Genomic DNA, 25,250 nt, shown 5'->3' with positions numbered 1-25,250 from the left:
TGTGCGGAATCGCACGTTCTAAGTTTTCTCATTATATTCTACAATTTGGGAGTTTGACTTTTAATTCAAGATTGCTGATATTAATGGCATCAATGGGTTCGCTCACTTCTTCCCCGGTGCCCGTGTGCGCCCCATATCTGCCATAAGAGTAGTTTTCAGAGTATTCATGCGCTACATGCTCATCATAGCCAAAATCAAATCTGCCATCTTCTTTGAGGGCTTCAAGGAATCTGTTATAAATCGGTCGAAGAATGTTCTTGAACGATGTCTCCAGACGCTGTTCATTGCTCCATTTTTTATCGGATGAACAGGCAATGAGTATCCTGACTTTCGCCTTGCTATGATAATCCGGGGTATTGCGCTGCTCATTGAACGGGCAGAACAAGGCGATCATCGGAAACTTCATCTCGGCTCCTCTCGGCGACTTGCTCAAATCATCGAGTTTGTCTTTGACATATTGGGCATTGCCGAAAACATAGTGAATGGGCGGACAAGGAATCTCTTTGACTACACCTCTCGGCATTACGACCGTGAGCGTGCAATCGACAGCGGTTTCCTTAACAACATCCGCAATTATCTCTATTATTTCCCGGCTCTTGCTCATAGATTGAACTGATTGATTTTGGTAAGCATTTCACTGTCGATGCTTATGCCGGCCATTGTGCAGTTGGAAGACGCACACCACTCGGCAAAGCGTCTGTGCTTATTCACCATCGTATTCCAGATATTAACCTGACGGACAATCGGTGCTACATACTCGTTGGCGCATTTGAGCCTGACAAGACCCGATACTGTGCCTTGCGTATTCGTGTCGCGGAGGATATGGAAGAAAACATAGTCTGCAAATGAATCGCGCAGACAATCACACACTGCATCTAAATTGTCATGGTGTGTGGGCTTCTCATCCTCATCGAGACACACGAGATATGCGTTGACCTTATTGCCGATTGTCTTGCCGAGCATGGCTACAAGATAATCCTCCTGGTGCTCGGCTATAAAGGCTTCTATCGTGTTGTTGACCTCTACCGCATTAGAATGTGGCAGAGTGCCAAGCGTAGCATTAGCGTTTAAGATATGTCTCGCTCCTTTGGTGAAATAAGAACAGTCTATAAGCATCTTTACTCTGATTTTTTAGATCGCTTGGATGTCTTTTTGGCGGGCGCTGCTTCCTTAGCATCATCCTCCGATACATCTTTGGTGTCATCGTTTACAGGGGTTTTGTCATCTGCGTCGAGGTTCACCTCCTGCATATCTTCAACCTCAATGTGCTTGTTATCCATCGCGGCGGGTTTCGAATCAATGTTTGCATTTTCCGGGGTGTTGGGAACGCTTTCCGTGAGATTTTCACCGATTTCAGCCGTATTTTCGGCTGTTTCGCTGATTTTGGGAACGATAATGCCGAATTCGGCAAGACGCCCGGCAATCTCTTCGGGGATGGTCTGACCACCCTCTACGGCTATCGACACAACAAGGCCGGCGAGTTCGGCAAGCCTATTCTTTTCGGCGATTAACTGAACACGCTCTTCGCCAAGTGCGCTGTGGCTTTCTATGAGAGTCTTGACGCTATACTCATCGAGAGCCGTTTCCGGCTCAGCCGGGGTGATGGAAATCACGCCTCGGCTGATACGGATACGGTTTTCGCGGAGTATCTTGTCAACTTCCTTAGATTCGCCTTTCAAGATATACGCTGGCATAGGCTTAGTCTTTGGCGAGTGCGGTGATGAGGTCGGCGATTTTGCCGAAAGAGAACGCCCAGGGACATTCGACGAGCAGGATGAGCTCTTCTTGGCAGATGAGAACCACCTGATTCTTGAGCTTGCAGTTCACGTCGTCGGCCCATTCAAGGGTCATGGTGGTGTAGTCAACAATCTTGGCTCCGTTGCGGAAGTCGCCGAGGAAGTAGTGCCCCATCGGGATGTCGGTGTTGGGGACAACGGTCAGGTTGCCGACGCGGAGGTTGCCGTTGGCGTCGCGGACCACATCGAGGCGGTTGCCGTCGGTGGCCTTCTCGCAACAGATGGCGGTGATGGTAAGGGGGTTCAGCGCGAGGATGGTCGGGCGGAACTGGGCATAGGTCATGACGGCGACGGCTGCCTGAAGAGCATCCATGCTGTTGGGGGTCTCGATGCTCTTGTAGAGTCCGTTGCGCACATCTGCCTTCATCGCGGCGGCGTCTGCCTTGTTCTGCTCATCGGTGGCACCATCCTTGAGTTTGGCACCACGAAGCAGGAGCGTTGTGTCGTTCTGGCGGATCACGTCGAAAGTGCCGTTGAGGTCGGTGCTTGTTACGGCACCTGAAACGACAATCTTGAATCCGCCGCGGAGGAGGTCATAGGGCTTCTCCAGATGGATAAGAACGCCGTTGCCTACTGCTTCGATGGATTCGATACCGCCGGCCGGGATGCTGACGATGTTGTCGTTGAGGATATTCTCGACAGGTGTTACACCCTCGTAGGTTGTGATACCTTTGAGGTTGTCGCCGGAGCCGTCGCCGAAGAGCAGACCGAAGTCCTCGTTGTTGCGGACAGCCTCGACAGCCATGTTGAGAATGAACGAGCGGATGTAGACGCGGCTCTTGAGCATACGCTTGGAGATACGGAAGTGAGTACCGGCGCGCTTCACCTCGGCACTCTTCTCACGAATCTTGACCATAGATTCGGGGAGCATACCGTTCTCCGACACATAGCGGGCATTGCGGTCTACTTCGTAGATTTCCTGATAGGCGATTGAGGTCTGTTCGGGATCGCCGGTGAGAACAACTGCATAATCGCGGATATGAGCCTGCTTGTCGCGGGCCTGAGTAACTACATCGTTGCTCTGACCGGTGAGCATAACGTGGCTGTCGCCGGTGTAGTTCTGCGTGAGGGAAATGTCTTTGAGGACAAAGCCCTTTGCCGATGCGCCGTGCTGGAAAGCGAACTTCTGGAACGATTCGGAGTCATACATCTCATTGAACGACTCGTCGAACTTGGAAACGAAATCGGTACTGATTCCTTTCTCTTCCAGTTTCGCGATCTTCTCGCCGAGGCTCTTGGTGAGCGTCTGGAGTTCGGAGTTCTCCTTGATGAGTGACTGGATGGATTCGTTGTCGATTCCGGCAAACGGTTTGAGAGCGGTGTTCATCTTTTCCATGAACTGCTCATCGGTCAACTGACCCTCGTTGCTCTTGTTAACTACATTGACGACCATTTCGGCGCACTTGCGGAGAAATGCAGCCTGAGCCTCGGGCATGCCGTCAAATTTAAGGCCGAGGTCTTCTACTGTTACTTTCTTGCTCATATATATGAAGTATTGAAAATGTTAGATATACTTGTTGAGGTTCTCAAAGAAATCATCGCTTGATTTCTCGACAGTTTCGGGTGTAGTGCCTTTCTGCGATGTATCAGCGGCGGGCGCGGGCTCTTCTTTGATTTCGGGCGCGGGATTCATAAGCAGATTGTTGGCTGCATATACTTTGCCCCAGCAGTGGGGGCAACGTGCGTATGAGGCGAAATCGGCAACGCTCTTCTCGGTAATCTCCTGCTTGGTGGATTTAACCGCGTCGATGATGGAAAGCACCTCTGCACGAATGGATGGCTCCAGGGCGTGTATCTGCTCAGATACTATATCCTCGGCTATCCATCGAGTGTATTGGTTGGCATATCCCAACACTATCTGCTGGAATGTGGTCTGTTCGGCCTTGTCATAGTCGAACTGATAGCCACAATGGGGACAAACAACCATGTTGTTGCCCTCAAGTGCCTTGAAACAGGCATCAAGTTCTTGTTCGATGTTCATAAGTCGTTCGTCGCTATATCCTTTTTGCTTTAATGCCATCTTCAAAAGGTCCACAGCATCACGAACCTGCGAGGGTGTCGCACTCTTCAGCCCTACAAGGTAGGTGTTGGGATTGGCTCCCATCCATGTAAGGGTTGAATACTCATACATCTTCCACTGAAGAACCTTGCGCCGGTCCTCCTTGTCTCGCCGGATTGCTTTTACACCGATGGAGTGTTCAAGCGTTCTGCCAGCCTCGGCAAACAGTTTGTAGTCGGCGAGAATATCTCGGCCGATCTGCTTGGAAAGGTTGAGTTGCCCGGTTACGATGAGGTTGTCTGACTTCTCCTCACCATACAGCGGCACTCCTAAGAGTTGTGTGCTGTCATGGTTGAGGAACCAACGCATACGGTCCATATCGTGGGTTATGGTTTCCACAAACGAGCCGGGCATTGAGATGTCGTGCTGTGCATCCTCAATGCCTATACCGTTCACCGCAACGGTGACGATACCTTTTTCATCCACGTCAGCCGTTTTGGTCTGATACGGGATTCTTTTCAATGTTTCGTTCATTGCTTTCTTCTCCTGTTGAGGGTTTTGAATTATTTGATTTTATGATTGTATCTATCTTTGCGAGTTCTTCGGGAGTCATATCAAACTTGACCTTGTTGTAAATGTCTCCCTCCAATGCGGTTTCATATATCTGGGCGCGCCAGTCGTTGTAGGTTATCAAACCATCGTTGAACTGATTCCGGCAACGCTCATTTACGAGCTTCTTAACTTCTTCGGATTCTTTCAATCCGACTTGCAGGCAGTCAACATCATTGAAATTGCAGTCGATGTAGTAGCCCTCTTTGTCAAGTCCCAAGAACAGGGTCAAATCCTCGCAGAACTGTTTTGCCATCGGAATGATAGTGCCACAATAGGCACTTTTCTCGGCAACTGCCTGATTACTGAATGTCGAGTGGTCCTTACGCGGTACAAGCACATCGGGAATACCATACAGACCTGCAATCGTGATCGCATCAAGCAATGTTTCCTCAAATGGCTGTAACTCGGATATTGATTGGTTGAGCCGGATAAACTCGATGGGGACATCTGTTACTCCGATAGGCATCTTGTTATCCCCGAACCCGTATTTGCCGTTCAACTCCTCTAATAGTTCTTCCTTCTCCTTTGGCTTCATTGCCTGGGTGCCGAGTTCGCCACCATCTTTCTTGGCTACGATAAAGCCGAGTGCGCCACGCTTGACATATATGACGTTTCGTGCCTCATATACCGCGATGAGGTTGCTGATTGCTCTATGGGCGGCTTTGAGTCGGCTCTCTGATTTGAGGAAATCTGCACCGGTACAGTTGAGGTATTGGGGCATCCCGTCTCGGTCGTGCCATACTTGGAAAGTCGGAATCCTTATAAGGGTATCATTGGAGCGTGCCAACTCATACCCTCCAACCAACTCTTCAAATTTCGCTATTCCGAAAAGAGGAATCTTTGTGCCGGCAGGCACTACCTTAACCCAATTCGAGGGGATTGACCAGAAGTTGTCGCAATATTTCCACTTGGGCATATCCTTGAATGTGTCTGCCATAGCAGCACGCATAAAGGCGTTGCCCGTTACGAGTTTGAAAACATGGTGCATATACACCAATTCACGCCATCTTTGTATGCTGTTGGGAGCTTGCAATATCGCGTTGAGGCGGTCTGCTTTCTGCGATCGGCCGTTGCAATAGATTATGCTGTCATCTTTGTATGACCTAATCTCAAAGTGGGCTCCGGCAATGCGCCTGGCGATGAAATCTATTGGGAAGAATACCTCCGGGACTGTATGGAACAGCGTGAGGAAATTTCGGTCGGCGACATACGGCGAGGCTATCTCACTCATAAGATGTACGCGCCACGCCTCATCATCATAGTTGTTCAGCTCCGGCTTTGTCTTCTCAACCGGGGCTTCTGATGCTGATTTCTCAGTGGCGAACCATCCTTTTATTTTCTTTACTAACTGCATTGTCGCTCTTTTGGAGCAAAAATAAGTTACATTGTTTTCGGTTGAGCCAAACAGCCGAAAAACTCAATTTTAGACAATGCACAAAATCGCTATTAAGGTTCAATATTACAAACACTTACAACCACCATCCACTACAAACCCAACTTTAATACCGCCTGAATGAATCCACTTAACACGGCACTGCTCTCTATGTTTTCATTGGCATCCTTGTTGTAGTCCAGAAGATTTGTCATAAACTCTCCATACTCCATATTGTCGTTCATTCCGGATTCATTGAATCGGATATTGCTCTTGACATAATCGGAGGTGGCGGCTATACGCCGGGGCAGATCGGTGCTTTCATGTACGACACGCACATCTCCTGAAAGGCTGTCGCGGAGATCCCTTGCCATTAGGTAGTAGGATTTGGAACACTCCAGTATCACACGGCTACTGTTGCACTCGGTCAATGCCGTTTTCATATTCTCGGTTGATGTGGTCTCTATGAATCTCACATCGGTTATATGCCAACTATCGCCGCACTTCTTTCCGTATGCGAGTACAAAACGCCCATTGATGTTAGGCATACAATAGACCAGGTTCTCGGTATAGGCGCACTCGGTAGATGGGTTATAGAATCTGATAGCCCCATCAACAGCATAGAGGTTGCGTTTACGGCGGTTAGAGAACAATAGGAATTGCTCTCGGAGAATGTCAACTACAATATACCTCTTACAGTCCGAAAGGTGCCCGTGTTCCTCATAGGTTTGCCCGGTAATCTTATTCTTTATCTTGGTCTTTAAGATTGCTCCATTGGCATCCTTCTGAACGCTCATGTAGTCCTCTATCGAGGTCTTGCAGTTTTCGCCAATCAATATGCCGAGTTCGGGCAGGGCCTCATCGTATATGGCGTTGATAAATTCGCCGGACATGGGCACACTCGGATTCTTGTTGCCGACACAATCGACAATCTCAAATCCCTCTTTCTGCAATACCCCGATGAACAGGTCCAGGAATGAACGTTTCTCATCATCTATCGTGTTGGCTGCTTTCGTGGAGGCATCCCCATGTATATAGACCTTAGAGGCGTTCAACTCCCTCAGCCTATTGGCAACGAGTTTGGCGGCTTTGCGTGCTGAGTTGTTGGGACTCTCGGCACATATCTCATCAAACTGCCGTATGCTGATAGTATCGCCAATATAAGCCTGCCAAAACTGAACCGAGATATACGGCATCACGTTGCTGTCGATACTCAGATGAACGGGCAATTCGGGATTATATGCAACCTCGGCGGTATGCTTGCCACGATTGAAAGAACTGAAGAACTCGGAACCGGTGCGGATTACACCCCATTCTCCAAGGGCGTACACGTTGTAATAGTCGGGATCATGTTCGCGGTCATACTCAAACGTGGCGATACACTGCTCATCATAGTAGCCGTATGTCCCATCCGGCGAACCGACAACCCAAAAGTTATTGAGGTAGGTAGTCTGGATAACAACAGTATCGGGCGAGTGCTCTATCATCTCGCCGGTCCTCTTGTGCATTATCACACGAGGCTCATTCATCTTTATGGACTTGACCCTTGTAAGTTCTTCGGGTATTGTCTGACTGCCTAACTTTACAGCCATAGGGACATCATGCCATTTCTGCTTGTCAAATACGTTCTTTTTAATCCAATGGGTCTCCTTGATGGGGTTGAAAGTATAGATGAGCTGCTGTCCCTCCATACCACGCAGACGCAAACGAATCTGCTTGTAATCGGCTTCCTCAAACTCTGACCATTCATCGAGAACGACACGCTTGAAACTCGATAGACCTTTGATTTTCTCGGCATCATCGAGACCTTTGAACACGATTCTCGCTTTGTTCTGAATACAGGTTATAGTCTTGACTCCATCGGAGAATTTGAACAACTTACTTATTTCAAGTTGCTCGGCGGCTGTCTTGAAATCTTGATAGACGGTATCTTTGATTGACGCTCCGACCTTTCGCATTACAAGGTGATTCGTTCCCTCCCATAGTGTCAGTATGAGGATAGCCTGAGCCATGCTGTATGTCTTGCCGGATGAGGACCCTCCGAACATGATGATGTTACGGATGGTCTTATTCTGCAAGAACATCAGCAGGTAGAAGAACAGTGGGTTGAATAACTTATAATTCAGAATCATTGTTTTTGGCGGTTTTTGGGCGTATCGCTGACACTTTGCTACATTTCTCGGTATCTCGCTATTGGGGAAAGTTTACATTTTGCTACTTGGCGGTACTATATATGTTATATTGATGTTTGCTCTCAACATTATTGCTAAACTCTCAACACAACCTATCAACATAATCTCTCTAATCCTGATCATCGCCGAAGCCGATGCGGATTTCATTAGTCATGTTGCCCGTATTGTTGACATTAACCTCTTTGGGGGCATCCCAACCATTCCACGAGCCTAACAACCGGGCGGCTTCTACTCGCCCGTTCAACTCATACTCGACTACGCCTTTATTGTTCTTTATCTTCTTCAAGGCGTTGCGCATACGCTTGGGCAGTTGGCTCGGTGTCTTCATCTTGATTCTGCCGGTCTTGGCATCCACTATATAGAGGTCGTTAGGGTCGGCTGTTACTATATCCATGAGAACCTGCTCGACCTTTTCGCGCTCGATGCGTGAGCGCGCTGCCCTCTCCGCTCTTATCTCGTTTATCCTTGTTGCAACCTTGCTACTTGCTAAAAGTCGGCTGGCATTGCTCCAGATTGTCTCCGGTTGCATATTCGATGTGTCATAAGCCATGCGGTACGCCTCAGATGCGTTGCCGTCAGTATCGAGATAGAACTGACAGAACCTTTCTTGCTTTTCCGTGAGCCGTCGCTCGTGGCTTATGCGCTGCTGTTTCTCTTTCTTTGCCATTGTGATGATGATATGATGAGGTGTTAATTATTCTATTGTTTCCTATTGTACCATTCAGATGAATCAAAAGAGAATCAAAAGAAGATACAATAGACTTTGACACTGACTTTGACAGATGTTTGTAAAAGTCTTTTGGCTTTAACCCGCCCCGAAAAATTTTGTAGGAATCATACAAAAAAGCCCGTTTGAGGCGCGAAATATGCCCGTGAAAGCCGTTTTGCTGTATGAATGTGGTGGGGATTGGGTCAAATTCATAGCCGGGAGAGTGGATTTAACGGTTATTTATGCCGATGAGGTTGAGAACAAAATCACGATCGCTCAACAATTCGGCGGTTGCTGTCAGTGTGGTGCCAGTGGTGATGATGTCATCGTAGATTATAACCCGCCGCTCGGCAATGGGCCGGAGCAGATGAAAGTCGGGATCCAAGCGGTTGCGGTTGATACACTGAACGGCATCGGCATAGAACGGAATGCCGAGAGTGTCCGCTATGCGCTCACATACCGCAGTGGCGAAGTGGAACCCGTCTGCATGACGGCGCCGGGGCGTGGTGATGATACACCAATCTTCCGTATTGTTGACAAGACGCTGAATGAAGTTGCAGGCTGTCTCGGCAAACAAAGCGGCGGTATCGGCCGAGTGCTTTATCTCGCTGAATGGCGTTCCGCTCTTGGTACGCTTGAACTGGGCGAAATACACCAGGGAGCCGAGATGGTGCAGGACAGTCCGGGGCGACAAATCACAAAGAGGGATATTCCCACCCTTCAGCCGAGGCCGAGAGGTTGGAACATCCCAATTATCCATGCGTATTATCTTACTGCGTCTGCTCATAGTCCATGCTCTCAAATATGCGCCTTATGCCGTCTGCAACAGGCGTATATTGCAAAGGTACTGTATAAACCGCCTCGTTGACCGATTGCTCTTTGCGGTCAAAATCACGCTCTTCTGCAATCATTTCTATTTCAAGAGGTTTATATTGTTTTACCAATTCAGCGAAATGCAGAGTGGTTGTCTCCTCCGGATTCGCGGCATTGATGAGCTGATGGTTACACCCATAGGCATAAACAAGACTTTCAACAATGTCATCAATGTAGGTAAAGTGTCGCACGTTACGCCCCATGTTGTAGAGTTTCACCCGCTCCTGATTGAGCAGGTGCCAAAGAAGAGTACCCTGACGCGGTCGGGGACCGTACACGTTGTGAAACCTTACCCCCGTTGCTCTCGGATGATAACACCGGGCATAGTCCTCGTTGAAACGCTTGCTGATGCCGTAGATGGATGTTGTGTTGCCATCGGCCGCTGTCGATGATGAGGCATAGACTAACTTTATACCTCGACGGGCGCAGGCATCGCAAACGATTTTGAACACCTCAATGTTGTCGCGGATAATGTCGGTCTTGTTCACGTTGAAAACGGATGTCTGAGCGGCAAGATGATAAACACAATCAACGCCGGAGATGTCGGCGGATGTGAAAAAATCACCGGCCTCAATCCCGTTGAGGCGGTCGATACTGCACACCTCAATGCCTCGCTTTCTAAGCGCAACGGCGAGAGCCTTTCCAATAAAGCCCTCGCCGCCGGTGATGATTACTTTCATGTCTTATTTCTCGTTGAGTTTGTCTAACAGTTCCTCTGCCTCACGCCGGGCAAAGTCGGGATCCTCTTCATCCTTGAATTGTTTTACATCAATCCAAAGTCCCGGCCATGTGCGGACCTGAACGGAGTATGTTGGGCAATACAGATGCCGGTTGTGTGAGTGAACCCATTTGCAGGTTCTCCTGATACGATACTTTTTCTTCATTTGATAGGAATTGGTTTAAGGGTTGTGAGATCGAGAAAATAGAAACACGACTGATAGACTATTCGCTTGCCGTAGATTTCGGCGGCAGCGTGCTCCAGCCGACAGCCTTTGGAGTTGTGGAAACCATTGCCGAACACAACGGCGTCGATGTCTTCGGCTAACAGAGCCTCAATGTCTTTGCCCATGTAGTAGGCATAAGGCTTGCCTGATTCCGGGCAAACATCAAAGGGGGTTATGCACTCGTGGCCATGTTCGGTCAGTTTCGCCTTGATCCGCTCGGCTTGACACTTGGCATCAATGAGCGGTCTCCCGCTGATGGGAATTGATATATACGCTTTCATAGGCGGTGATTGATTGTTGGTTACAATTTTAATTCCCCCGAAATCGAGGGAATTAAAAAAGCCCGACTGACTTTGTAGGTCAATCGGGCCGGGGCGTCGGATTATGTAGATGAATGACGAAAAAAGGAACTACAAATTATCCGACAAAATTTGAATCTCGTATGCTATGGTATCGAGAGCGGCTTTCAGCTTCTTGCGCTCCTCTATGGTAAATCCCTCTCGCTTACCGTTCACTATGTCATTATTGAGTTTATGACACAGCCAGGACCGGGAACGCCCAAAGAAACGCTCTGCAATGTAGGACACTTTCAGCACTTTTGAAATGTCCTCTCTTTTGAGGTCTACCACTACTTTATCCGGGGCAACCTCTCCATTTTTCAAACGTGCCAGGACATCATCGGCTAACCGCTGACCCTCATCGGATTGAGCACGCTCCATAATCTCTTTAACTAATTCTTCGTCTGCCATAGTTTATTTTTTTAAGGGAACCGCTCCCCCTTTCGGGGGAGGGTTCTTTGTTTCGGGGAGTCTCTTAGACTAAGGTCAACTCTTTAACTACTGCTCTGATGTAGTCTCGGAGGATTCGCTTGTCGCTCTTGTCAGTCATTGTTCTGAACTTTATCAAGAGGGCGACTACCTCGATGATTCTTGATTTGAATTTTTCGTCATTCATTTTGAATCGGTTTTGGTTAAACAATCGGGTTAATTATCTCTTTGTCTTATTGACACTGCAAAGTTAATCAACTTTTGTTGAATAACCAAATTTTTGAGCACTTTTTTTCAAAAAAATCACTATTCCTCCGGAATAAACTTCACGCTCTCGCTCCATCCGTCGGGCAGTCGATCGGAACGTGGCCAGATTGCCGTGATAGAGTCCGGCGTCTCTACAAACCTCACTCCCCAAACGCTTTTGGCGCGGTCTTTCATCGCTTTCACGAGGTTGTTGTAAGTCCGGGGCGCGTCATCCATCGGGACACTGCAAACGGCTACATCTACGCTCCCTTGACGGTGTATTATCTTTGCTCTCCCTTTCATCAGAATGGCGGTTTTGATTTGGCATAGTTAGGACACTTTTCGCGATAGGCACATTTCCCGGCTTTTGCTTGGGCGAAACGCTCGTGCCATAGCTCTTCGTAGACATCAGTACCCATCTCTGCCTCTTCGTTGAGATATGATACGAGTTTCATGCAGAAGAACCCGTGATTAGTTTCCTTATCATCGTGGAGAGATATGATGCCGTTTCCGTTTGGTCTTGCCATGTCAATTTATTTACATGTTTACAACTATCGTCAGCTTACTCCCCTCGGGATAAGTGAGTGCTTTCTTAAATAATTTATGACATCTCGCCGGGATATTGCGTGTCCTTAGGTGCATCTCATTCCACATTATGCAGAGGCCGCGCTTCCCTCCTGGGGAGAAGTGCGTTGCTCCCGTCTTAAGACATGGGTAACTACCGCAACTCCCCGGCTCATCATAGAACCTGACCCCGTTTATCTCTATCATGCTAAAATGGTTTTTTGATTACTTTGTGGCCCGGCTTGAATTGATATGCCTCACCCTTTTGGAGATTGGGAGAGTAATAACCCTTTGCCGGATATGTGCCATTTTTGATGTGGCTCTCTTTGGCTCTTTTTGAGGTGTGTGCCTGGCACTCTTTCATGAATTGCTCGGTCTTTTGCAATCCGAGACGGCGCGCCTGCCGGACAACTGAACGATGGCTGATACCGAGTATAAGGGCGCATATCTCATTCGACATATGCGGCCAGTGTATCTTCATCCACAACTGTTGTTGAGGTGTGAGATGAATTTTGCACGGCTGATCCTTTTTCAGTCCCATCTTGTTGCACTTCTGATAAATTGCCCGATAGGTAGTGCCGAAACGAACTGCGAGAGCCTCGGCGGTCATTGTGCCGTAAAGCTCTCGCAGTTCATTCTCTTCTTCCGGGGTCCAGCGTTTCATGGCTCTTTTACATCTTCCTTATGGCACGGGCAGTCGGGATCGTGAGTTGCCGCACTTGTCCCGTGATTGTAGAAATAAATGTAACTATGCCCACGATACTCTATTGTTGAACTGTATGCCTCATGGTCTTTGACCATATAGAAAATACAGATTCCCAACCACGCTGCACTTAGCGCAAGGCTTAGCATGAGAAGCACTTCTTTGATTCTTCTTTTCATTTTATTTGATTTAATTCTTTAACCAGCAATGATGAGTTAGGGCCAAACTCTCGCTCTTCATAGCCCCTTCTGAGATACCATTCAAGCACCCATTGAGGGCTATCGAGTGAACACCATTCAAGATGCACTCTCTTGTGGCCCTCCTTGGCAGCTATCTCTTCGGCGCGGTCTAAGATTCTTCCGGCGTGACCATATCGGCGCTCATCCTCGTTAACCCATAGGCTACAGATGAAAGCGGTTACTTTGTCTGGGCCTTGTGGCTCATCGTAGAGTTCCACCTGAACGGTGGCTATGCCCTCTACTACGATGATGTAGCGTGTCCGGCTATGCCATACCTGCTTTTGTACCATCATAGTTTTATTTGTTTGAATTGCTACATGGCATTACAACCACATCAACACCCTCGGCGATATGGAATAGAATCTGCTCTCTTTTGCCTCGTGTTATCTCGGCTTTATCTACTCCGAGTGCAAACATCACATGGTATAACAGCAGCATGTAGTGAACAATGATTGTTTCGCCTATAACTTGACATTTCTTGTTGATGCCATTGGGAATAATCCCGGTACCACCACAACACGGACACTCGGCCCACATCTTATGCTTATCTCCGTCAGTGTCGGTGTACTCCCATTCAACCTCACCCTCATCGTCGCAATCGGGGCAATCAGCAGTAGTGGTATCGTAGTCTATCTTCTGGCGGACAAACTCACCTCGGAGTGTGTCTATTGTTATGGCGGAAATTGGATTGTGTTCCGGCGTTACACTGGCAACATCGGGGAGATGTTTGTCGGTTGAGAAGTCTTCTGAAATGAACCGCTTTGCGACACGGAGGATAATGTAGGCATTCGTGGCGCATACATATCCATCTTGCTCAAATGGCTTCATCAACGCGGGTCGCATATCTTCTGCGTCTGCGACAAAGAGAGTGAGCAGCCTGTGCCACTCTGCTTGGGTTAATTCTTTCATGATGTATGGTTTATTTGATTAGTTCGGGTTTATCGTGGATATTGCCAATTACCTCAAACTGCCAATAGGCGGTTATTCCGATATAATCACCGCACAATTTAGTAGGAGCTGCGCAAAAGGAACAGGACTCTTTGTGGTATATAACATGACTGCTTACCAATTCATCTTCGATGTCATCATAGTACCTCACTATGTCTCCCTCATAGATTTCTTTCCCGTTCTTGTCGAGCATCCCGGTAAACTGCCCGATCGTCTCGGGGGCTACATCCTCATTTGGATATGCAACTTCATCTATATTGTTGATAGAGTCGGTACCTGCGAGGTAGCCATATATCCACTTACCATCGTCTATTCGCTTGCCTCTGAATTTAATTGTTCTCATTGTCATGGTCTCTCATTGATTATTCCAATTACCCATGAGGCGGAGTGATCGACAAGTATATCAATCTCGCCGGATAGTTGTATGAGGCATTTCTCGCCTTTTGGTGTAATTGTTACGATATGGTCCGCATTGATGAGAATATACTCATCTTCTTTGTCACACTCAAAGCGGAAGACTTCCGGATTCTCGGCTCTTTTTACTTCGATGAATTTAGCCATTACTCTCACCATTTGTGGGCTCCTGAGCCTTGCCGTGTTCGAGTCCAAGTTCATACGCGATTTTGAAAGCGGATGTCAATGCCCGATAATGGGCTAATGACATTTCGCCACACTTCTCAAGGAAGAAGATTCTGGCCTTTTCTAACGCCTCGTTATATTCTTTTTCATCCATATTTATTTGGGGTTAATGTTAGTCGCTACTGTTTTAGGTTCATGCAGAGGGCAAGTGCCGGTCTTTTCATCGTAAAGGGGCATTGTCCATGTCAAGGTCTCTTTTACTTCGGTGTTGAAAGGTATGTGCCGTTTGCAATTCTCGCAGAGTGTCGGCCCCCCGAAGTAGTTGGGGCCGACACAATAGGCGTAGTCTTTATTCATCACTCACTCTTTTTTTGTAGTGCTTTGATAAGCGCATCTGCTTCTCTCACACAATCGGAGGCTGTCATGTCAAGTTCTCGATTGCAGAAGGCTCTCACGTCGCCATCTTCGTGCGATAGACAACGGGTATAAATGTCTTTTGCTATCTCATATCGACGCTGCTCCCAATCAATATGGTTGGCGTCTTTTGTTTTGCGGTTGAGTGATATGACCGCATCCATCATTTGTTGCTCTATTACTGTCATCTTCTTAGTACCAGGTTAGAACTACATAATCATTACGTTGGTCGCTTTTGGAAATCCAGCCCGCGATGATTCGAATAACATCATCGACGGACTCTTGGATGTCATAGAGTTTGAGCCACTTGTCGAAATCTTCGCGATCGGCAACAATCTTGCCGATGAGGTCAGCCAAATCGGAGCGTGGCACTTTGAGCTGTTCAGAGCACTCCACATCCTCGCCCATCCACGTTAAATCCGGGCAATTCTCGTGAAGCATTCTGTTGATTTCTGCGGAACGATTGCTGAAAGCATCGGATGAGTTATGACGCACCTGATACTCTTCTGCTACATGAAGTTTATATCCCATTGTTATCGGGTTTATTGGTTTGACTTGTTATCTCTTTGATGAGGTCAAGGCTCCGGCGATTGATATAGCACTGCCAACATCCTAATGTTTTTGACCAGTGGAAGCCGCCCCTCTTCATTTTTGTTCTTGTCTCCTCTCCGGGTTTGCCGGGGAAATAGATGCGGACACGGTTCTCAGAGTAGCACTCTTCGATTGTGATGTCATCAATGGTGTACTCTCTATCTTCCTTTGATGTCAGAGCCTCCGCTTTTGCAAGTTGCTTTTTGGCGGCATTGATTTTGGCATTGTTGTTTGTCAGCATATAGCCGGGGAAGATGATTTGTGAGCCGACCATCTTGTTTGCCTTTGGTCTTGAGATTCCGAGGTGAACAAGAGCATCAATCTTATCGACATCGCTCATGCTCTTGGCACGGACTATCTTGTTGGCTCCTTTCATCTGCTCCTGAAGGGCTGTCAATTCAGCAATCTTCTTTTTGAGCCGTTCTACCGCATCATCATCGCCGATGTAGATGTTATCGTTATTCTCAACCGCCTCGGCTTTCTGACGGTAATAAGCCGCTTTCTCGGATTCGTGAACACTCCGCATCATTGAGCTATTGGAACGCTCCAGGGCGCGGCGGTGGGCTCGTTCTGAATGATGTCCCACGAGAATAGGCTGACCGAGGGGAATGTGTTCAACTGCGGCGCTGCTGGCATTAAAGGCGGCTGTTGCTCTTTTATCGGCATTATCGGCATACTCTCGGTAACGCTCCGCCCGGGCCTCTTGTCTCTCTTTTCGTGTCATTACTTCTCGGTTCTGATAAGTTCAACACGGATAATGGAATGATATTCACTCCTGATTTCTCGCTCAGCCTCTTGGCGGCTGTTCCCGCTTGCCCAGGCATTGAAGCCATCCTCGGGGTCGTAGGTCGTATAGACTCTAAAAACGTACTTTGTCATTGTAAAAGGTTTATTGGTTTGACTTATTATGCTATATCTTTCAGCTCTTCATCAAGAGCAATCCAGAGTTTATTTACATCCTCTTCGCTGAACTCAGACTCTTCATCTATATCTTCATCGTAGTGGGTAGCGGTAATTTCAGTAACCTCGCCCCATGCTCTTCTAAGATCGCAGCTCGGTGGAGTCCAATAATCGCCGGGGTCATTATCCCACTCTCCACAGCACTCATAGGTTACTTCGATGAGCCAACCATCTTCCTCATAGCAGAGGTAGTTAGTGGTTGAGTCATCACATCTTCCCCATCCATCTTCATCTTGCTCATAGTAAGACTCTCCGATTTCGTGGTCATTGTTGCGAATGAGTTCCACGAGGGTAGGAATAAGAGCGTTGAGGTCAGCGATTGTTTTCATTGTTATCTTGGTTTTATTGGTTTGACTTTTAGTTTGTTATACTGTAAAGTTAACCATAAAAAGCGGATGTTGCAATCAGAATGAACACCATTTTATCACCTTAACATTTACTGACATTTTTCCTCTCCGATGATGAAATCAGCAAGGGTTGAGGCTCTATTTGCAAGCACTCCGATGTTCATATCAACAATGGGATCCGGCTCTAACTTGAACCCCCATGTGTCCTCAAACTCATAGCACATCGCAACGATGAGCTTCAGCATATCATCCTGCTTGCGACTGACAGGCGCTTTGACCTTATCGGCAATCACTTTATCCATTTTGCGGTCATACTCTTCGGCATAATCAATCAGTTTATGGATAATCGCAACGAGGGTGGCACCATCGCGGTCTCTATCTTTCGGAATCTGCCGGTTGACAACATTCCCGATGCTGCACCACATCTTGAAGCGGTCAACACTGACATATTCAAAGTACCGCTCAACATAGTTGGTGTACGCCTGAAATGCGTTGCCGTAGGACTTGGCAAGGCGGGCTGTATGCTCTTCTACACACAGTTTGATAAGGCGATTGTGTTTCTTAAACTCACTGATACGCTTATCCCGGCAATGATTCACAAACTGAGAGGCATAATCAAGGGCGAGGGCCACAAGCATCTGGTGGATGAAATTCATCTTTACTGCAAGCGACACTCCGAACATCTCGTTAGCCTCTGCGGTGCTGATTGCTTTGGGAGGTTTGGGATTCCTGGGCGGAATTTTGATGCCGTAATCTAATGCCGGGCGGATGGGCACCGCGTCCGGCGCAATGCCCATCTTTGCCAACATCTCTTTGTCTAAGGGTGGTAGATTCATGTTGATTAAAATTAAAGCGGCTCAGACTTCTGATCCGAACCGCTGAAAAGATTGCTTGATTGAGATGGCACAAGGTCATCGAACAGACCAGGCACCCGAGGCTGTAATGCCTCATATTCTTCACGAAAAAACTCTTCTTTCGTTCTGCCGTATTTCTTACCCTTTCGGGTGTGAACATCGAATGTATAAGGAGGTATGGGGATAGGATAATGTCTGACATCATCAAGCCACCGCTCTACATCCACATCGTTGCGGTCATAGACAAGGTTCTGGAGGTGGTCGGCATCCCTGCTTTTGCGACACTCACAAAGCAGGAGCACCGCTTTGCTTACGAAGATTCTGCCTTTCGGCTCGGTCTTATTCTTGTTGACTAACTCGTGCCCCTGCCAAAGAGCCTCTATCTCTTTCGTGATGAGTCCGTAGCAGTCCTCGGCACTGATGGTAAACAGGCGTTTCCATACATAGTCCCGATAGTTGCTGTGCCAGAGTTCCAGGGCGAAGAATCCGGCAACTCGGGCATCAGCCCGCCGGATTGCTTTCTGCATGGCAGAGCTCACCTCAAAGAAGTCATAGCCATTTATAGTTCTTATTATCATAACTCGCTATTATTTGGTTGTTTACTACTGTAAATTTAGCCAAAAATGACGATATGTGCAATCAGATTGAACACCATTTTTAGCGGATAATCAGCAGGTTAGAATTTGAACTTGCAGGAGATGTTATACTCCACGAGCTGCTTTGTCTTGTCTTTGCCGTTGTTGGTTGCGCCTTTGATATTGATGCTGTCCCCAAAGTGCTTTTTGATGAACAGTATCGAGCGGCGTTCCTCTTCCTGATTGCGGAACGCTGCCAGCCCTCCGGCATTTACAAACGTGCCCTTCTGGGCGAAGTTGTAGCGGAGGTCGGTAAGAATCCGGCGTTCTTTGAACTTCATGTAACATGAAATCCAAAAGTCTTCTTTGAGCCGGATTTCTTCATTCCACCAGACATTCTTGTTATACCTCACGCCATAGGCGCAACCGGTGATCATCTTCGAGAGGGAGTAATACCCCCATTCGTTATACATCACCGGCGAAATGGCTGAGGTGAACCCGAACAAATGAACATCGAGCAGACACGCCAACTCATACAAGGATTCTATGATATGGGTTATCTGGTCCGGATCGCGTATAACCCCGGTCTCGCCCTTCTCGCAAAAGAGGGTTTTGACAACGTGAACATCATCGTCGAGCATCATTAAATCGCCAAAGTGCCGGGCCATCCAATTGCGTTTGGGAATAAGCCCTATGACATCATCGGGATGAGTTACTATCTCACATTCGGGGTTGTATTGGCGGTAGAGGTCTGCCTGACTTTCAGCAACACAGATGATGGGGTTGTTAACGAGTTTCTTTGCGAAAACACGATCGTGCCGCTTGTGTGAGGGGATTACGATTTTGAGATTGCTCATTTCCTTTCGCCCTCCAATGCGACACGAACATCTTTAACGTCGATAACATTGCTCTTGCTCACTTTGCCGGTCTTATAGGAGCGCATACGCTGCATACCAAGACGCTCACGGAGCCAGTTGCTATCAACCTCGTTACCTGACTGAATGATGAACAACTCGTGCTTCTCATCGTATTTGGGGACCAGGGGATATATTGCGGTTTCATCAGTGATCGAATCAAACCGCTCTTTGAACTCATCGGTTTTCTTTTCCGGGGAAAATTCAACTCCCCAATCCTGCAACTCTGATTTGTCCCACTCGTTGATCATCACATCAACATCATTCTCGCCGAAACTCACATTGTCCTTTGTGGCATATTCGCGCAACTTCTTCACATCGGTTTTAGGGTTGAGAATCTTGCAGGGAAGCTCTTTGTAGCCGAGTTCCTTGCAGGCACGCAAACGCAGATTGCCACAAACGACTATGTACCGCCCCTCCGGATATGGATAGACGATTAGTTCACGGAGTTCAAGCATCTCGGGAGATTCCTCAATGCTCTTTTTCATCGCCTCATAGCGATAGTCCCGAAAGAACCGGGGATTCTTCGGGAGTCCTTGGAGTTGCCCCTTGTTGAAATCCAAGAGGCCGATTGCTAAAATTGTATTTTCGGTCATTGCTATTATACATCATCAATTTACATCATCAGAATAGCCATTAACGAAACCTACTCATTTTGCCGGGCGTGTCGCTCTATGGTGTCCTTGAGCAACTGTTCGATGTTCTTGCACCCAATGCGCTGAAGATAGGTCAGAGTGGAAATCATAACCTCGGCCGCCGCCTCTTCCTTTTCGCTCCAGGGACCGGGATTGTCGCTTTGAAAACTTGACGCATCAAGTAACTCACGCCAATTCCGGGATATGTCATAAAGCAATGGTCGAGCCGATGAGTTGGAGGTTATTTTACCACTGGCGATTGCTATCTCTTCGCATCGGATAGCACTTTTGTTCAGCGTTATTGCCATTGGTAAAGAATTGGGTTAAGTGAATGACTGGTGTTATCTCTTTCGCGATTGCCGGGAGGCGGTCTTATTATTGTCATCATAACAGATGAGGTTAGTTGCGTTTGTGTTTGCGGTAGCGGTAAGCGAACACCGCTACATAGAAAATCGTGATTGCCACTATCAGAGCGGCTACAATCCAGAGTGGCGATGTTACCCACCACCATGACCAGGAGATTACTCCGGCAAGGCGCAGGGTAAGGAACACCACGAAAACAATGACCGGCAGGCTCAAGCCCGTTGCGGTCTGGGCATCTTCTCGTTTCATATTACTTTTTATCTTGGAGTTCAAAAGGTAGAGGCTCTTCTTCATCCTCCGCCTGATCATCGAGGAAGTCAAAGAGTGATGGGGTCTCTTTCTTTGTGGAGGCTTGGGCGCAATATTGAGCACCATCAAGGAAGTACACCGGCGAGAGTTCTATGCCCCAGCCCTTACGACCTTTGAGCAGCGCGCAATAGGGAACCGTCATAAGTCCCCCGAATGGGTCAAGAACAATATCACCGGGATTGCTCATCTGGTCAATGACACGGTTCACGATGTCAAATTGCAGAGGGCAAAGATGCTGTTCTTTACCTTTTACCGACTGAATGGTGTTGAGTGTCCTCATTCTTGCGATGTCAGACCATACGTTGTCGGTCCAACTGCCGGGCTGCAAGAGCATGAATCCCGTAGGGAGTTTGCCGTGCAACTCCAACTCCTCGGCCACTCTTACAACATAGTCGTAATCCCATACCTCATTAAGAGAATACTTTTTGAAGAAGCGGTAGATAGATTTGTGGTCCATCTTTGCTATCTCTTCGGGGGTCATCAGCCTATCACCTGAAGAGCGTGTGTAGCCGTGTGCATCCATCTGCCAGCGGGCGCGGCTGTAACCATCGGGATTATCCCAACTTATGGTCTGCTCATTCCACCACTTTTTGTCTTTGACAACAGGAATGTCGGCATAGGCATTTGTGCGATCGGTGGCAGGCTTTCGGAAGATGAGAAGATACTCCGGCATACCTACTCCCATTTTGGTGCCGTCTTTGCATTGTTCAGTCCAGCCGAGGCGGTAGGTCTGATTGTTTTCCCGGACCACATCCGTTACGATGGTCTTCATCCCCATGTAGGCAAAGCCGTGCTTGGTGTAGTGGCGTATGCAATCGCAGTGGAACGGATACACCGTCTGACAACCCATTCCGCTCAATCCCATCGGCACGATGCGGTCTTTGACATGGATGATAGCCATCCTGCCGGGCTGGAGCACTCGGAAGAGGTTTGGGGTGAGGAAATCCATCTGCTTGAAAAACTCCTCGTTGCTTTCAGAGTGGCCGAAGTCGGCGTAATTGGGAGAGTATTCGTATTGGGTTGCAAACGGAATAGAGGTTACAATAAGCCCCACTGAATTGTCCGGGTAGCGGTCGGTGTCCTGCAACTCAAGAACATTGTCATTGTTGGCTATGCGGTAGCCATCGCCGGAGACCTCGACACGTTCAACGCCCATTTTACGGGCGAGGTGTGCAGACATCTCTTTGTGAGATAGCCCGTATTTCTTAATAATTTCAGTCATGTTATTAATGAGTTTGTTGTGGTTCTGCCACTTTGTTTCAAGAGCCTTTCGCACTCCTCGCTCTGCCTCGGTATAGATGAGGTCAACCCGGACTTTCTTTGTCTGAAGGAATCGTTGCAGGCGGTGAATGGACTGTATAAAATCATTGAACTTGTAGCCGATACCGAGATATATTGCCCAGGAACAATAGCGTTGAAAGTTACAGCCGGAACCGGCGATAACAGGTTTAGCCGCCAACTCCTGAACTCGGCCATAAGAGAAATCAAGGATGTTTTTCTCTCTCTTCTCATAATCTTGTGAGCCGTAGATGGATTTTATAGAGGGTATGGCTTTCTCTATGGCGTGGCGTTCTGCCTCAAGGTCGTGCCAAATGATACGGTGGGCGTCGGGATCCTCGGCTCTCAACTCCATCATCTTGTCGATACGGGCAGGGAGGCTCTCACGTTTTTCTTTTGCCGACTGTTGCAGTCCCATAGCCTCAGAAGCGAATAATACAGGATTGCCGTATTTGTCAACACTCGACTTAGAATAGTCCGTCGGTATCTCGTGCCATCGCAGGTCAAGGTCAGGGAGGATGTAGCCCTCATCGTCTGCCGTGTCGCCGGTGATGTCAGATGGTTTGCTGACAAACAGTGCCCACGAGGATATCCATAGCCAGAACTCCTCTTCCTTGTGTGGGTGGAGGGTGAGGTTGTCGGCGTGCGTGGAATCCCGCTTAAAGAACCTTGTTTTGGCTTGCGACACATCCATGATGCCCAGGAAGTCGGCATAAGCCAACAACTCTATATAGTCGTTTGGTGAGGGAGTGGCCGTGGCGACATAGCGGAATTTGATACGCTCTGCCTGACGGCGCACCTGCATTGGTCCGCCATCACCGGTGAACAGCCTCATAAATTCACGGAATGTCTTGGAACCGCCGAGACCACGCAGGACTGAAGCCTCGTCAAGACTGGCGACAACAAATAATTCCGGGTCCAACTTGCCGTCTCGGATGCTCTCGTAGTTGGTGAGGTAGATGCCGTCACCATCCATCTCTTCGGCGCGCCTGATAAACTTTGGGGGGCACTCCCAGCCGAGAATGTTTTTGGAGTCCTCGACGAACTCCTGACGGACTGAGAGTGGGCAAACAATCAAGCCGCTCCCATGGCCGATCTTGGCGAGAGTGAGCCGGACCGCCTCCAACTGTGTTACTGTTTTATGCAGACCGAAAGACGCGAAACAGGCACGCTTGCCCCCCTCAACGAGCCATTTTACCATCAGCTTGTTGTGAGGTTTCAACTTGGGGTTGATTTCATCCATGCTGACGGTAAAGCCGAAGTCCTCCGATATTTTTATCTTGGATTTAAGAAACTCTTGATATTCCATAGTAAAGCAAGCGGCACCACTCGTTTTATTGAGTAGTGCCGCGTTTGGGTTGATGATGTGATTTGGTGGAGAGGATTATTTCCCCTTTTTGCTCTTCTTTTTCGGGTCTTCAAGTTGCTCGCAGATTGCAACACGCTTGCCCGCTCTTATGAGTTTAGGCAAATAAGTGTCAAGAGCACTATGACTGAATCCACACTGGTTGATAGTTGGTTCAGCGTGCCAGGGGGCTTGATTAAGTCCAAGTATGGGAGCCGCAATCTCTGCATCCTCGTTGAAGATTTGATAGTAGTCTCCCATACGGAAAATGAGAATTGCGTCGGAGTGCTTGGCTTTCATTGCCTTGAACTGTTCTTTAATAGTCTTGGCATCGGGATTGAGAGAGGCAACTTTCTTGGTTACAACGAGTGGTTTGCCATCAAGACCATAGCCGAGGTCTCTTAGTTTTTTCTCTGCTTTGGCTTTGCTCTTATTGAACTTGGTCTGAGCTTTGTCTCTTTTCTCTTTGTATAATTCCGGACAATTCTTCTCACCGAGTTCATCAAGCATAGACTCAGCAGAGCGAAGATTGGCATGTACCCCATCTATCTGCTGAAACATCCACGCCCTCATCATCAATGCCCATTTCTCCGGGTGTTCTTTGACAAAGGTGTGCAAGTTGATTGGGTCAGTCGATTGGCTTGTCATCATACCGACCTTTTCGGCAAGCGTGAAATTGTTGTTGAACATACAGGTGAGGAGCATCACACGCTCGTTCTCTGAAAGTGGTTCATCAGATGGGGAGCACTCTTTGAGAGCCTCGGCTCCGGCTACCGCTAAACTACTTTTTAACCCACGCTCCTCGTTTTTGATAGAGTTGAGGATTTCGGTTACTTGGTAGGGCGTTCCATCTTTACCAACATTGGTACCGGTGTCTCCTTTTTTCACATACCATCGCTCATGCTGGAGGTTGGGAGACCGCCAATCCATGAGGTTGAAACAACGATAAGCCTGACCAGTTTTGAGGAAGTCTTGGGTTCTCTCGTCATCAAGGTCATAGAAGCAACGGCTTTGGAATACTTTGTCGGGATCAACAACTTCATAGCCACGTTCAGCGATTTTCTCTTTGAGCAGGGTGATTAGTTGTCTGATGTCAGAGTTATCACTGACATAGTTCTCTCTTATGCAGAGAACGGTTTTGCCAAATTCAAGCGGCTCACCAGCTTTCACGAGATTGTCGCCGATGAGGTCAATCTCTCGGAGCATATAAGCCAATGTCTTTGCTTGGAATTGGGTCCGGTCAGTGCATCGCCCGGCATCCTGACTTTTCATTTCCCAGAACAGACAACCGTGATTGGAGGTGTTGTATTGACACTCGGAACATTTACGACCACAACCTCCTTCAAAATCCTCGTCAGCCTGATTGTCGCTCTTATACCATAGCGACTGCTCTATTGTCATGAACAGGTCATTGACAAAGTTCTGAGCGTTTGACTTTGAATAGCCTTGATAGTGATTGGAGTAAACTGAATAAAATCTCCGTTGGTCCTCATCGTCGAGTTTGGCGATGAGCATTGCCGCCGAAATGCTCATCTTGTCATCTTTGACGGCAAGCATGAGTTCCGGAATGAGGTTGTTGAGTTTTACGCGATCCTGAACAAATCGGATGGATTTGCCAAAGCGGACAGCAACCTCTTCAGCGGTTTTACCCTTTTGAATGAGTTGGTCAAAAGCGAAAGCCTCTTCAATGGGGTCAACATCTTTGCGCTGAAGATTCTCGGTGATCATCGCTTCAAATGCCTCGTCATCGTCCATCTCTCGCACAATGGCGGAAATTTCAGAGAAGTTGTTGATAGGCTCACCATTGGAATCAGTGAGATTCCTTTCACTCCATCTGTCGTAGAGTTTGCTGAAAGCACGGAAACGGCGCTCTCCGCAAATGATTTCATACTCGGGGTGGAAGTCGGCATTGCCATCTACTACGGCAAACTTCGTCTTGTCTGCAATGGGCCTAACGGTGATTGGCTGGAGTAAACCCTGCTTCTCGATGTTGTCAGCCAACTCTTGCAGCTCATCCTCGTCAAATGTTTTGCGAGGGTTCATCGGTGATGGAGACACCAATGAAAGTGGAATTTGTCTTATTTCCATAGTTGGGTTTATTGGTTTGACTTTTAATTAATTA

33 protein-coding genes are annotated in these 25,250 nt (G+C 47.9%); all 33 read right to left on the bottom strand.

What is annotated here, in order from left to right; genetic code table 11:
• Positions 1-31: 31 nt before the first annotated feature.
• Complete coding sequence (locus tag E7745_RS09320) at positions 32-604, bottom strand: hypothetical protein (protein ID WP_240740284.1); 573 nt, start codon at positions 602-604, stop codon at positions 32-34.
• Complete coding sequence (locus tag E7745_RS09315) at positions 601-1,116, bottom strand: hypothetical protein (protein WP_136408713.1); 516 nt, start codon at positions 1,114-1,116, stop codon at positions 601-603. The genes E7745_RS09320 and E7745_RS09315 overlap by 4 nt, the downstream gene beginning before the upstream one ends.
• Before the next feature lie 2 nt (positions 1,117-1,118).
• Positions 1,119-1,694: a hypothetical protein gene (locus E7745_RS09310; protein WP_136408712.1), complete on the bottom strand. Its 576-nt coding sequence runs from the start codon at positions 1,692-1,694 to the stop codon at positions 1,119-1,121.
• Between the two features lie 4 nt (positions 1,695-1,698).
• Complete coding sequence (locus tag E7745_RS09305; RefSeq protein ID WP_136408711.1) at positions 1,699-3,279, bottom strand: phage major capsid protein; 1,581 nt, start codon at positions 3,277-3,279, stop codon at positions 1,699-1,701.
• Between the two features lie 21 nt (positions 3,280-3,300).
• Positions 3,301-4,329 (bottom strand): phage prohead protein, encoded by a 1,029-nt coding sequence (locus tag E7745_RS09300; protein ID WP_135472315.1) that lies wholly within the window; start codon positions 4,327-4,329, stop codon positions 3,301-3,303.
• Positions 4,283-5,761, bottom strand: coding sequence for a phage portal protein (locus E7745_RS09295; RefSeq protein ID WP_136408710.1), 1,479 nt, complete (start codon positions 5,759-5,761; stop codon positions 4,283-4,285). Before E7745_RS09295 ends, E7745_RS09300 begins: the two co-directional genes overlap by 47 nt.
• 131 nt (positions 5,762-5,892) lie before the next feature.
• Positions 5,893-7,911: a PBSX family phage terminase large subunit gene (locus tag E7745_RS09290; RefSeq protein WP_136408709.1), complete on the bottom strand. Its 2,019-nt coding sequence runs from the start codon at positions 7,909-7,911 to the stop codon at positions 5,893-5,895.
• A gap of 169 nt (positions 7,912-8,080) precedes the next feature.
• On the bottom strand, positions 8,081-8,638 hold the full coding sequence (locus tag E7745_RS09285) for a terminase small subunit (protein ID WP_124076547.1): 558 nt from the start codon (positions 8,636-8,638) through the stop codon (positions 8,081-8,083).
• Positions 8,639-8,909: 271 nt separating this feature from the next.
• Entirely contained in the window at positions 8,910-9,467 is a 558-nt protein-coding gene (locus tag E7745_RS09280) for a phosphoribosyltransferase (protein WP_123611626.1), read from the bottom strand.
• On the bottom strand, positions 9,451-10,233 hold the full coding sequence (locus E7745_RS09275; protein ID WP_123611625.1) for an NAD(P)-dependent oxidoreductase: 783 nt from the start codon (positions 10,231-10,233) through the stop codon (positions 9,451-9,453). The genes E7745_RS09280 and E7745_RS09275 overlap by 17 nt, the downstream gene beginning before the upstream one ends.
• A 200-nt stretch (positions 10,234-10,433) precedes the next feature.
• Positions 10,434-10,778: a DUF4406 domain-containing protein gene (locus E7745_RS09265; protein ID WP_123611623.1), complete on the bottom strand. Its 345-nt coding sequence runs from the start codon at positions 10,776-10,778 to the stop codon at positions 10,434-10,436.
• A gap of 129 nt (positions 10,779-10,907) precedes the next feature.
• A complete protein-coding gene (locus tag E7745_RS09260; protein WP_123611622.1) occupies positions 10,908-11,246 on the bottom strand; it encodes a DUF5053 domain-containing protein in 339 nt (112 codons plus the stop codon).
• Between the two features lie 64 nt (positions 11,247-11,310).
• Positions 11,311-11,451 (bottom strand): hypothetical protein, encoded by a 141-nt coding sequence (locus E7745_RS14850; protein WP_168182073.1) that lies wholly within the window; start codon positions 11,449-11,451, stop codon positions 11,311-11,313.
• 119 nt (positions 11,452-11,570) lie between these two features.
• Positions 11,571-11,813 (bottom strand): hypothetical protein, encoded by a 243-nt coding sequence (locus E7745_RS09255; RefSeq protein WP_123611621.1) that lies wholly within the window; start codon positions 11,811-11,813, stop codon positions 11,571-11,573.
• Positions 11,813-12,037 (bottom strand): hypothetical protein, encoded by a 225-nt coding sequence (locus E7745_RS09250; protein ID WP_128712283.1) that lies wholly within the window; start codon positions 12,035-12,037, stop codon positions 11,813-11,815. Before E7745_RS09250 ends, E7745_RS09255 begins: the two co-directional genes overlap by 1 nt.
• A 245-nt stretch (positions 12,038-12,282) precedes the next feature.
• Positions 12,283-12,738, bottom strand: coding sequence for a hypothetical protein (locus E7745_RS09245; RefSeq protein WP_136408708.1), 456 nt, complete (start codon positions 12,736-12,738; stop codon positions 12,283-12,285).
• A gap of 214 nt (positions 12,739-12,952) precedes the next feature.
• Complete coding sequence (locus E7745_RS09240) at positions 12,953-13,309, bottom strand: GNAT family N-acetyltransferase (protein WP_123611617.1); 357 nt, start codon at positions 13,307-13,309, stop codon at positions 12,953-12,955.
• Between the two features lie 4 nt (positions 13,310-13,313).
• Positions 13,314-13,925 carry a hypothetical protein gene (locus E7745_RS09235; protein WP_128712282.1) on the bottom strand — a complete coding sequence of 204 codons (612 nt, stop codon included), beginning with the start codon at positions 13,923-13,925 and terminating at the stop codon, positions 13,314-13,316.
• 10 nt (positions 13,926-13,935) lie between these two features.
• On the bottom strand, positions 13,936-14,307 hold the full coding sequence (locus E7745_RS09230) for a YopX family protein (RefSeq protein WP_123611665.1): 372 nt from the start codon (positions 14,305-14,307) through the stop codon (positions 13,936-13,938).
• 2 nt (positions 14,308-14,309) lie between these two features.
• Positions 14,310-14,525, bottom strand: coding sequence for a hypothetical protein (locus tag E7745_RS09225; protein WP_123611615.1), 216 nt, complete (start codon positions 14,523-14,525; stop codon positions 14,310-14,312).
• Positions 14,518-14,697, bottom strand: coding sequence for a hypothetical protein (locus tag E7745_RS09220; RefSeq protein ID WP_123611614.1), 180 nt, complete (start codon positions 14,695-14,697; stop codon positions 14,518-14,520). Before E7745_RS09220 ends, E7745_RS09225 begins: the two co-directional genes overlap by 8 nt.
• A gap of 202 nt (positions 14,698-14,899) precedes the next feature.
• Positions 14,900-15,145, bottom strand: coding sequence for a hypothetical protein (locus tag E7745_RS09215; protein ID WP_123611612.1), 246 nt, complete (start codon positions 15,143-15,145; stop codon positions 14,900-14,902).
• Between the two features lie 4 nt (positions 15,146-15,149).
• Positions 15,150-15,488 (bottom strand): hypothetical protein, encoded by a 339-nt coding sequence (locus E7745_RS09210; protein ID WP_123611611.1) that lies wholly within the window; start codon positions 15,486-15,488, stop codon positions 15,150-15,152.
• On the bottom strand, positions 15,478-16,272 hold the full coding sequence (locus E7745_RS09205; RefSeq protein WP_123611610.1) for a DUF3560 domain-containing protein: 795 nt from the start codon (positions 16,270-16,272) through the stop codon (positions 15,478-15,480). Before E7745_RS09205 ends, E7745_RS09210 begins: the two co-directional genes overlap by 11 nt.
• A gap of 181 nt (positions 16,273-16,453) precedes the next feature.
• The gene (locus tag E7745_RS09200) at positions 16,454-16,837 is read right to left on the bottom strand and encodes a hypothetical protein (protein WP_124076596.1); all 384 of its coding nucleotides are present in this window, start codon (positions 16,835-16,837) and stop codon (positions 16,454-16,456) included.
• Between the two features lie 107 nt (positions 16,838-16,944).
• Complete coding sequence (locus E7745_RS09195; protein ID WP_136408707.1) at positions 16,945-17,691, bottom strand: hypothetical protein; 747 nt, start codon at positions 17,689-17,691, stop codon at positions 16,945-16,947.
• Between the two features lie 11 nt (positions 17,692-17,702).
• Positions 17,703-18,287, bottom strand: a complete 585-nt coding sequence (locus E7745_RS09190; RefSeq protein WP_135472305.1) for a hypothetical protein — start codon at positions 18,285-18,287, stop codon at positions 17,703-17,705.
• Positions 18,288-18,385: 98 nt separating this feature from the next.
• Complete coding sequence (locus E7745_RS09185) at positions 18,386-19,141, bottom strand: hypothetical protein (RefSeq protein WP_135472304.1); 756 nt, start codon at positions 19,139-19,141, stop codon at positions 18,386-18,388.
• Positions 19,138-19,794 carry a ParB N-terminal domain-containing protein gene (locus E7745_RS09180; RefSeq protein WP_136408706.1) on the bottom strand — a complete coding sequence of 219 codons (657 nt, stop codon included), beginning with the start codon at positions 19,792-19,794 and terminating at the stop codon, positions 19,138-19,140. The genes E7745_RS09185 and E7745_RS09180 overlap by 4 nt, the downstream gene beginning before the upstream one ends.
• A 50-nt stretch (positions 19,795-19,844) precedes the next feature.
• Positions 19,845-20,141 carry a hypothetical protein gene (locus tag E7745_RS09175; RefSeq protein WP_240740283.1) on the bottom strand — a complete coding sequence of 99 codons (297 nt, stop codon included), beginning with the start codon at positions 20,139-20,141 and terminating at the stop codon, positions 19,845-19,847.
• 91 nt (positions 20,142-20,232) lie between these two features.
• Positions 20,233-20,445 (bottom strand): hypothetical protein, encoded by a 213-nt coding sequence (locus E7745_RS09170; protein ID WP_136408705.1) that lies wholly within the window; start codon positions 20,443-20,445, stop codon positions 20,233-20,235.
• Position 20,446: 1 nt separating this feature from the next.
• The gene (locus tag E7745_RS09165) at positions 20,447-23,092 is read right to left on the bottom strand and encodes a DNA methyltransferase (RefSeq protein ID WP_136408704.1); all 2,646 of its coding nucleotides are present in this window, start codon (positions 23,090-23,092) and stop codon (positions 20,447-20,449) included.
• Between the two features lie 75 nt (positions 23,093-23,167).
• The gene (locus E7745_RS09160; protein WP_136408703.1) at positions 23,168-25,216 is read right to left on the bottom strand and encodes a ParB N-terminal domain-containing protein; all 2,049 of its coding nucleotides are present in this window, start codon (positions 25,214-25,216) and stop codon (positions 23,168-23,170) included.
• Positions 25,217-25,250: the final 34 nt, after the last annotated feature.

It is taken from the genome of Duncaniella sp. C9, from assembly GCF_004803935.1.
In the GTDB taxonomy this organism is placed as follows: domain Bacteria; phylum Bacteroidota; class Bacteroidia; order Bacteroidales; family Muribaculaceae; genus Duncaniella; species Duncaniella muris.
This window is presented reverse-complemented; position numbering and strand designations above follow the sequence as displayed.

What these genes read in the sequence shown, in the direction of transcription:
- E7745_RS09320 (WP_240740284.1), bottom strand. Translation starts at nt 604, where the DNA reads ATGAGCAAGAGCCGGGAAATAATAGAGATAATTGCGGATGTTGTTAAG.
- E7745_RS09315 (WP_136408713.1), bottom strand. Translation starts at nt 1,116, where the DNA reads ATGCTTATAGACTGTTCTTATTTCACCAAAGGAGCGAGACATATCTTA.
- E7745_RS09310 (WP_136408712.1), bottom strand. Translation starts at nt 1,694, where the DNA reads ATGCCAGCGTATATCTTGAAAGGCGAATCTAAGGAAGTTGACAAGATA.
- E7745_RS09305 (WP_136408711.1), bottom strand. Translation starts at nt 3,279, where the DNA reads ATGAGCAAGAAAGTAACAGTAGAAGACCTCGGCCTTAAATTTGACGGC.
- E7745_RS09300 (WP_135472315.1), bottom strand. Translation starts at nt 4,329, where the DNA reads ATGAACGAAACATTGAAAAGAATCCCGTATCAGACCAAAACGGCTGAC.
- E7745_RS09295 (WP_136408710.1), bottom strand. Translation starts at nt 5,761, where the DNA reads ATGCAGTTAGTAAAGAAAATAAAAGGATGGTTCGCCACTGAGAAATCA.
- E7745_RS09290 (WP_136408709.1), bottom strand. Translation starts at nt 7,911, where the DNA reads ATGATTCTGAATTATAAGTTATTCAACCCACTGTTCTTCTACCTGCTG.
- E7745_RS09285 (WP_124076547.1), bottom strand. Translation starts at nt 8,638, where the DNA reads ATGGCAAAGAAAGAGAAACAGCAGCGCATAAGCCACGAGCGACGGCTC.
- E7745_RS09280 (WP_123611626.1), bottom strand. Translation starts at nt 9,467, where the DNA reads ATGAGCAGACGCAGTAAGATAATACGCATGGATAATTGGGATGTTCCA.
- E7745_RS09275 (WP_123611625.1), bottom strand. Translation starts at nt 10,233, where the DNA reads ATGAAAGTAATCATCACCGGCGGCGAGGGCTTTATTGGAAAGGCTCTC.
- E7745_RS09265 (WP_123611623.1), bottom strand. Translation starts at nt 10,778, where the DNA reads ATGAAAGCGTATATATCAATTCCCATCAGCGGGAGACCGCTCATTGAT.
- E7745_RS09260 (WP_123611622.1), bottom strand. Translation starts at nt 11,246, where the DNA reads ATGGCAGACGAAGAATTAGTTAAAGAGATTATGGAGCGTGCTCAATCC.
- E7745_RS14850 (WP_168182073.1), bottom strand. Translation starts at nt 11,451, where the DNA reads ATGAATGACGAAAAATTCAAATCAAGAATCATCGAGGTAGTCGCCCTC.
- E7745_RS09255 (WP_123611621.1), bottom strand. Translation starts at nt 11,813, where the DNA reads ATGAAAGGGAGAGCAAAGATAATACACCGTCAAGGGAGCGTAGATGTA.
- E7745_RS09250 (WP_128712283.1), bottom strand. Translation starts at nt 12,037, where the DNA reads ATGGCAAGACCAAACGGAAACGGCATCATATCTCTCCACGATGATAAG.
- E7745_RS09245 (WP_136408708.1), bottom strand. Translation starts at nt 12,738, where the DNA reads ATGAAACGCTGGACCCCGGAAGAAGAGAATGAACTGCGAGAGCTTTAC.
- E7745_RS09240 (WP_123611617.1), bottom strand. Translation starts at nt 13,309, where the DNA reads ATGATGGTACAAAAGCAGGTATGGCATAGCCGGACACGCTACATCATC.
- E7745_RS09235 (WP_128712282.1), bottom strand. Translation starts at nt 13,925, where the DNA reads ATGAAAGAATTAACCCAAGCAGAGTGGCACAGGCTGCTCACTCTCTTT.
- E7745_RS09230 (WP_123611665.1), bottom strand. Translation starts at nt 14,307, where the DNA reads ATGAGAACAATTAAATTCAGAGGCAAGCGAATAGACGATGGTAAGTGG.
- E7745_RS09225 (WP_123611615.1), bottom strand. Translation starts at nt 14,525, where the DNA reads ATGGCTAAATTCATCGAAGTAAAAAGAGCCGAGAATCCGGAAGTCTTC.
- E7745_RS09220 (WP_123611614.1), bottom strand. Translation starts at nt 14,697, where the DNA reads ATGGATGAAAAAGAATATAACGAGGCGTTAGAAAAGGCCAGAATCTTC.
- E7745_RS09215 (WP_123611612.1), bottom strand. Translation starts at nt 15,145, where the DNA reads ATGACAGTAATAGAGCAACAAATGATGGATGCGGTCATATCACTCAAC.
- E7745_RS09210 (WP_123611611.1), bottom strand. Translation starts at nt 15,488, where the DNA reads ATGGGATATAAACTTCATGTAGCAGAAGAGTATCAGGTGCGTCATAAC.
- E7745_RS09205 (WP_123611610.1), bottom strand. Translation starts at nt 16,272, where the DNA reads ATGACACGAAAAGAGAGACAAGAGGCCCGGGCGGAGCGTTACCGAGAG.
- E7745_RS09200 (WP_124076596.1), bottom strand. Translation starts at nt 16,837, where the DNA reads ATGAAAACAATCGCTGACCTCAACGCTCTTATTCCTACCCTCGTGGAA.
- E7745_RS09195 (WP_136408707.1), bottom strand. Translation starts at nt 17,691, where the DNA reads ATGAATCTACCACCCTTAGACAAAGAGATGTTGGCAAAGATGGGCATT.
- E7745_RS09190 (WP_135472305.1), bottom strand. Translation starts at nt 18,287, where the DNA reads ATGATAATAAGAACTATAAATGGCTATGACTTCTTTGAGGTGAGCTCT.
- E7745_RS09185 (WP_135472304.1), bottom strand. Translation starts at nt 19,141, where the DNA reads ATGAGCAATCTCAAAATCGTAATCCCCTCACACAAGCGGCACGATCGT.
- E7745_RS09180 (WP_136408706.1), bottom strand. Translation starts at nt 19,794, where the DNA reads ATGACCGAAAATACAATTTTAGCAATCGGCCTCTTGGATTTCAACAAG.
- E7745_RS09175 (WP_240740283.1), bottom strand. Translation starts at nt 20,141, where the DNA reads ATGGCAATAACGCTGAACAAAAGTGCTATCCGATGCGAAGAGATAGCA.
- E7745_RS09170 (WP_136408705.1), bottom strand. Translation starts at nt 20,445, where the DNA reads ATGAAACGAGAAGATGCCCAGACCGCAACGGGCTTGAGCCTGCCGGTC.
- E7745_RS09165 (WP_136408704.1), bottom strand. Translation starts at nt 23,092, where the DNA reads ATGGAATATCAAGAGTTTCTTAAATCCAAGATAAAAATATCGGAGGAC.
- E7745_RS09160 (WP_136408703.1), bottom strand. Translation starts at nt 25,216, where the DNA reads ATGGAAATAAGACAAATTCCACTTTCATTGGTGTCTCCATCACCGATG.